5 protein-coding genes are annotated in these 6,121 nt (G+C 63.5%); 2 read left to right on the top strand and 3 right to left on the bottom strand.

The genetic code is table 11. The annotated features are described in order from the left end of the window. The first annotated feature begins 454 nt into the window (after positions 1-454). Positions 455-601, top strand: a complete 147-nt coding sequence (locus MPN20_RS14505; RefSeq protein ID WP_242783263.1) for a hypothetical protein — start codon at positions 455-457, stop codon at positions 599-601. A gap of 107 nt (positions 602-708) precedes the next feature. On the opposite strand, the gene MPN20_RS14500 is transcribed toward MPN20_RS14505, so the two are convergent. Continuing rightward, a complete protein-coding gene (locus MPN20_RS14500) occupies positions 709-2,229 on the bottom strand; it encodes a TRAP transporter large permease subunit (protein ID WP_242783261.1) in 1,521 nt (506 codons plus the stop codon). A 228-nt stretch (positions 2,230-2,457) separates the two neighbouring features. On the opposite strand from MPN20_RS14500, the gene MPN20_RS14495 reads away from it, so the two are divergent. Further along, entirely contained in the window at positions 2,458-4,287 is a 1,830-nt protein-coding gene (locus tag MPN20_RS14495) for an ABC-ATPase domain-containing protein (protein WP_242783260.1), read from the top strand. 35 nt (positions 4,288-4,322) lie between these two features. Here the strand turns inward: MPN20_RS14495 and MPN20_RS14490 are convergent, their stop codons facing one another. Beyond that, the gene (locus tag MPN20_RS14490) at positions 4,323-5,366 is read right to left on the bottom strand and encodes an LLM class flavin-dependent oxidoreductase (protein ID WP_242783259.1); all 1,044 of its coding nucleotides are present in this window, start codon (positions 5,364-5,366) and stop codon (positions 4,323-4,325) included. 51 nt (positions 5,367-5,417) lie between these two features. Further along, positions 5,418-6,065: an NAD(P)-binding domain-containing protein gene (locus MPN20_RS14485; protein ID WP_242783258.1), complete on the bottom strand. Its 648-nt coding sequence runs from the start codon at positions 6,063-6,065 to the stop codon at positions 5,418-5,420. Between the last annotated feature and the right edge of the window lie 56 nt (positions 6,066-6,121).

The raw sequence follows: 6,121 nt of genomic DNA, 5'->3' as shown, positions 1-6,121 counted from the left end.
CACTGCTCATCAGTGAAGACTCGGTGTCGTTGCTGTGTAGTCACGTCTCCACCGTGCCAGTCCTGGAATGGTCAATAAAGGAGACACGCCCTAGCGGCCTGTGCACTTGTAGAGACGCTCAGCGTCAATGCAAGGGTAGCGAGTACAGCAACGATGATCTTCTTCAAATTCTTTCCTTCCGTTCGTGCGCCCGGTCGGCACACGAGGCACCACCCTATAACAGCGCAATTGCAGGTCAGGGACCTCTTCTACAGATCGCGCCTCTCGCTTATGGCCGGCAATCGAGAATCCGGAACAGACTCCGTTCCGACACTGGGAGCAGAGCCGCGCACGAAGGCGATGCCCCTCCCACATGTCAGGCTCGAGTCAAAGCACGACACGAGCTGCCTCCCACCGTCACTCTCTGGAAGCAGCTACACCAGCAACCATGTACACCGACCACCAGGAGCATCCAGTGAAGCGCACATCGCCGCACGTTCTCATCGCGGTCATCGCCGGTGTCGTGATCGTCTTCGTCGTCACCGCCCTTATCCTCTGCCCTCCAGATCGCATCAACCCGATCCTCGAATGGTTCCGGATCGTCACCGGGGCAGTGGGCTAGTGCTTGCCAGCCACGATGGAGAACTGGCGGGGTCTCCGTGTGGCTGGGTTCTCTGGTGGGGTCACAGCTTATGCGTAGCCGCCGCGTGCTGCCCTGCGCGTGGTGGCCTATCCGTGTATGGGAGAAGTGGTTCCAGCGAGGCCCGGATCAGCAGGGGGGCGTGAGTCCCAGCAACCGCTGTAGCGGACCTCGCTTCGCTCGGGCAGAGCAGTGTGTCTGCCGGAACCATCGTAGAAGACGTCCCAGATCGCGCGGAGGATCGTCTTCGGCTCGCCGAGGCGGGAGATGATGATCTCGATGATCCCGAAGCCGATCCCGACCAGGGTCGCGTAGACGACCGCTTTGAACGGGGCCATGCCCATGGCGAGGAAGACGACGATGATGCCCAGCGAGATGAAGTGGTAGAAGCCTCGCTTGAGGATCGGCCACGCGCGCAGCCCTGGGGGCGGCTGGTAGTCGACCTCGATCTTGCGGGAGTCGATCTCGATGGCAAGGAAGATGCCTAGGTAGTACAGCAGCGTCGGGACCACAGCCCACAGGAGGACGAGACCGTAGGAGACGTTGAGGAGCTCGGCGATGATGAACGCCGCGGCGCCGAGAGTCGGGGGCGAGAGGATCGCGCCGATGCCCGAGGCGGCGAGCATTCCGCCAGCATTCTCCTTCGGGTAACCGGCCTTCTTGAGCACCGGCCAGGTGACTGCGCCGAGAGAGACCGCAGTGGCCGTTCCAGAGCCGGAAACCGTGCCGAGCAGGAACCCGGAGAGGGCGACCGTGCGTCCCGGCGCTGCTTTGGACTTCTTGAATAATGAGAAGCTCAGGTCGATGAAGAAGCTCGCGGCACCGGTCTTGTCGAGGACTGCCCCGTAGATCGTGAAGAGGACGATGTAGGTCGCTGCGACGTCGAGCGGGATGCCGTAGAACCCGGATGCATCGTTGTAGAGGGCGTTGACGATCTGGTCGAAGTTCTGGCCTGCATGGGACCCTGGCCAGCTGATAGGGATGTAGGCCCCGTAGTAGCTGTAGAGGAAGAAGGCGACGCAAAAGATCGGCAGGATCAGACCGGTGGTGCGGCGGGTGGCCTCAAGGATGAGCAGGAGGAGGACGCCGCCCATGATGACGTCGAGAGAGTTGAGCGAGCCCTGCCGGTTGAGAAACTCGTTGAAGCCGCCGGAGAAGAACGGCAGGACCGGGTAGGCACAGGTGAGGAATGTGACGGCGACGAGGATCCAGTCGATGATCGACGGATTGTCGCTCTTGCGGCGCGTGCCGACCTCGCGTTTCCCAGACGGGGCAGGGGTCGCCTCAGCGCCGATCGGGGCCGCGGCATCTGCTGCGTTCTCGGCGACTTCGGCCTTGCGTCCGAATCCGGGGCGATAGCAGATGAAGACGAGCGGCAGCACGAATGCCAGGAACCACATGAGGTAGAACTGGTTGCCCTGCCGCAGAGGGAAGAACACCTGATTGAGCACGAATAGGGAGATGACGAAGCACACGATCCCGACGCCGAGGTCGAGCCTGCGAGTCAGGGTGCGCTGAGGAAGCTCCTCGTCGTACTGCGCGATCAGTTCGTCGACGTTCGCCTGCGGAACGGGTGTCGCAGTCGACGTTTCAGAAGAGTGTCCGGACATCGTTGTCCTTTCAGATGCTCAGGTTCAGTTGTGAACTCCCTCACGATATACCGAGCAAGCTATCTGACCGCCATCTTGCATGCAACTTAACGCGATCGTTACCGGCAGTGCCGTTAGTTGGGAAAATGAGCGCAATCGGGACACTGTGAACGATCGGACAGTCCTCGCGGACGAGCTGCCAGATCCGCACTTCGCCCGTGTTGCGGTCATTCAAGTAGCATTCCTCGGATGAACTCCCCACGATCGACACTGGCCGCAACCCTGCACAGCCTCGACGGACGCAGCTACGGCAACTACAAACAGATCCGCGGCCGCTACGAGTTCGGTCCGGTCACCGTGTTCATCGATCGGGTGCAGGTCGACCCGTTCGCCTCCCCGTCGAAGGTTCGCATCAGGATCAACCGCGCCGAGGCGGGGTTCCCCACCGAGCTCACCACCGATCGTCATGATCGGACTGCGGCCGCCGACTTCCTCCTCCGGGTCGGCTACACGGAGCTGTCCCGGCTCGAACAGCGAGCGATCATCCTCGGCCGACCAGGTCAGGAAGTCCTTGAACGCACCAATGTCATCATCGACGATGACGGCTTCGAAGCACGTCTGCTCGTCAATCTGCCAGCGCGCGGCAGGCGAATCCTCGGTCACCAGGCCGCCGATATCCTCACCCGCGATCTGCCCGAGCTCGCCCAGACGATGTTCCTCCATTCCAATCTCCGTGCAGATGATCTGCACGAGCATGTTCAGCTCCACCGGGATCAGCTGGAACTGCGGGACCGCCTCGGCGCAGAGGACTTCCTCGGCTTCATCGGCAATGGTGCGATCCTGCCGCGGAAGTCTGGGGATTCGGATCTGCCGATGAGCACGCCCGCCGGCGACACGGCAAGCGCCGGCACAGCAAGTGGCGACACGGCAGGTGGCGGCACGGCAGGTGGCGGCACGGCAAGTGGCGCCGTTGCCTTTGTCAGCCCCACCTCCTTGGAACGCTCGTTCACTCTCAGCAGCGGTCGCAGCCTCACAGGCATGGCGATACCGCGGGGTGTCACCGTCATCGTCGGCGGTGGCTATCACGGCAAGTCCACGATCCTGCGGGCCCTTGAGCGCGGCGTCTACCCTCACATCGCCGGTGACGGTCGCGAATGGGTCATCACCGATCCCAGCGCAGCCTCCATCCGCGCCGAAGACGGTCGAGCCGTGACCGGGGACGACATCTCGCCGTTCATCAACAATCTGCCATCCGGTACTGACACGAGATCCTTCACGACGACGAATGCCAGCGGATCCACGTCGCAGGCGGCCAACCTCGTCGAGGCGGTGGAGGCCGGGACGCGCACGCTGCTCATCGATGAGGACACCTCGGCGACAAACTTCATGATCCGCGATGACCGCATGCGCGCCCTGATCCCCGCGGAGCGTGAGCCGATCACCCCGTTCGTCGACCGGGTGCGGCCACTGTTCACACGTCGAGGCGTTTCGACGGTGCTCGTGGCCGGTGGATCAAGTGCGTTCTTCGAGGTCGCTGACCACGTCATCGCCCTCGACGCATACGTTCCCAGCGAGGTGACTGAGCAGGCTCACAAGCTGGTGGGAATCACCTCGGCGGAGTTGGAACGAGAAGCCGAATCGGTTCGAGAGTCGGAGTTGGATCGCGAAGCCGAGTTGGATCGCGGCACAGCCGACACCGACGCCCTCTTCGCTGAACCTCACCCGCGGATTCCGACGGCAAAGGCCCTGCGCCCCTCGTCGAAGACAAAGTCAGCCAAGGCGAAGGGGCTCGGAACCGTTCAGTTCGGCAAGAGCTTCATCGACCTGGCGGCGGTCTCACAGTTGGTCGACCCACAGCAGACGACCGGTGTCGCCGAGGCACTGGAATATCTGGCCGAGATCTTCGACGCGAAGACCTCACTCACCGAGGCACTCGCAGAGATCGACGCCATGCTCGACGCCCAGGGACTCGACGGTCTCACCGGCCACCGCGATCACCCAGGCCACATCTCTCGCCCCCGGGCGTTGGAGATCGCCGCGGCGCTCAATCGCTTCCGCGGCCTGTACCTCGTCGGCTGATTTCAGCGCCGTCAGCTGAGCCGCGCGCTACTTCTTCACTTCTTCGCGAGCAGTCGCTCGACGCGGGGTTTCACCTCGGTGGCCAGCAGCGTCAGTGACTCGAGCATGTGCTCGTGCGGAAGGCCGCCGAGGTCCATCTGCAGGAAGTGACGCATGTGCCCCATGTAGCCATGCAGGTGGACGATCCGCTCAGCCACGTCATCGGGGTCGCCGACATAGTAGGCCCCCGGAGCTGCGGCTTGAGCCTCGAAGTCGCGGCACTGCGGGGCGGGCCAGCCGCGCAGTCTGCCCATCTCGAGGTTGAGGTTGTACCAGCCGGGATACATCCTCTCGAGCGCTTCCTTCTTGGTCGGCGCAACCAATCCGAAGGAGGCCACCGAGATCTTGATGTCGTCACCGGTGTGTCCGGACTGTTCGGCGGCTCGCCGGTAGAGCTCGGCCAGCGGCGCGAACCGGTGCGGCTCACCTCCGATGATGCCGTAGGAGATCGGCAGGCCGAGCTGCCCTGCTCTCGCCGAGGACGAGGAATTGCCACCCGTGGCCAGCCACAGCGGCAACTTCCCGTTCACCGGACGCGGTACGACCGCGAGGTCGTCGAGCGCGGGGCGAACACTGCCTGACCAGCTCACATACTCGGACGTGCTGTCGTTGAGGGTCATGAGCAGATCGAGCTTCTCGGCATACAGTTTGTCGTAGTCGCGCAGATCGTAGCCGAAGAGAGGGAACGTCTCGACGGATGACCCTCGGCCGGCAGTGATCTCAATGCGTCCGCCCCCGGAGATCGCATCGGCGATGGCGAACTGCTGGAAGACCCGCACCGGATCGTCAGTGCTGATGATGCTGGCCCCGCTGCCGAGCGTGATCTGCTTCGTCGCTGCGGCGGCTGCCGAGATCAAGGCTCCCGGCGATGAGATCGGCATGCTCACCGTGTGGTGTTCGCCGATGCCGAAGTAGTCGAGTCCGACTGAGTCCGCATGGACGATCGCTTCGAAGAGGTTGTGAGTCGCTTCCGCAGTGGAGCGCTGAGTCCCGTCATCGTTGAGCTGAGTGTCGCCGAAACTGTAAGCGCCGATTTCCATGATCTCTCCAGGTGTCAAAGTTGAGTGTGCCTCGGTGGCGGGGGCGTGCGCTCAGCTCGCGGTGTCGACGACTCCTGCCAGCTCGAGCTGGGCCATCAGCCCCGCCCGGTCGAAGCGTCCGTTGAAGATCTCCGTGCCGGGTTCGAACACCGCGCCGGCGACCAACGGCCCGGCGTCGACGGGGTCGAACCCCAAGAGGTCGATGAGCTCCATGGCCGCTTCCCGTGCGGCGGCATCGTCGCCGGCGACGGCCAGCGCCCGACGTCCAGGCGCATTTGCGGGCAGCGGGTCAGAGGCCATCTCGTGATATCCGATGTGGTTGAAGGTCTTGACCACGCGTGCGCCGGCCAGGTGGGCAGCCACCATCTCCGAGGTGGTTCCCGCGACCGCTTCGGCCGGCAGCGGCCCGTCGGTGTCCGCCCAATGATTCATGGCATCGATGACGATGTGCCCGGCGAATATCTGCGGGTCGAGGGTCGAATGGCGGTGCAGCGGCACGGCCAGGATCGTGATGTCCGCCGATGCGACCGCCTCGGCGGCGGTGACGGCTTTCGCTCCCGGTGCCATCACCTCGGCGATGAGCGCGATGCGATTCGGGTCGCCCGAGGCTGCGATGAGGACGTCGCAGCCGACGCGCAGTGCCTCACGTGCGATTGCGGTTCCAACCCGGCCGGCGCCGAGGATGCCGAGAGTGGTCACGAACGACCTCCGTTCACGATTAAATACGCTTCCGAACAGATCATATGTTTCACAGA

It is taken from the genome of Brevibacterium sp. ZH18, assembly GCF_022748595.1.
Taxonomy (GTDB): Bacteria; Actinomycetota; Actinomycetes; order Actinomycetales; family Brevibacteriaceae; genus Brevibacterium.
Note: the sequence above shows the minus strand (reverse complement) of the source record. Positions and strands in the feature narration are given on the sequence as shown.

Bases quoted from the DNA above. Each gene is read 5' to 3' on its own strand.
- MPN20_RS14500 (WP_242783261.1), bottom strand. From the start codon at position 2,229: ATGTCCGGACACTCTTCTGAAACGTCGACTGCGACACCCGTTCCGCAG.
- MPN20_RS14495 (WP_242783260.1), top strand. From the start codon at position 2,458: ATGAACTCCCCACGATCGACACTGGCCGCAACCCTGCACAGCCTCGAC.
- MPN20_RS14490 (WP_242783259.1), bottom strand. From the start codon at position 5,366: ATGGAAATCGGCGCTTACAGTTTCGGCGACACTCAGCTCAACGATGAC.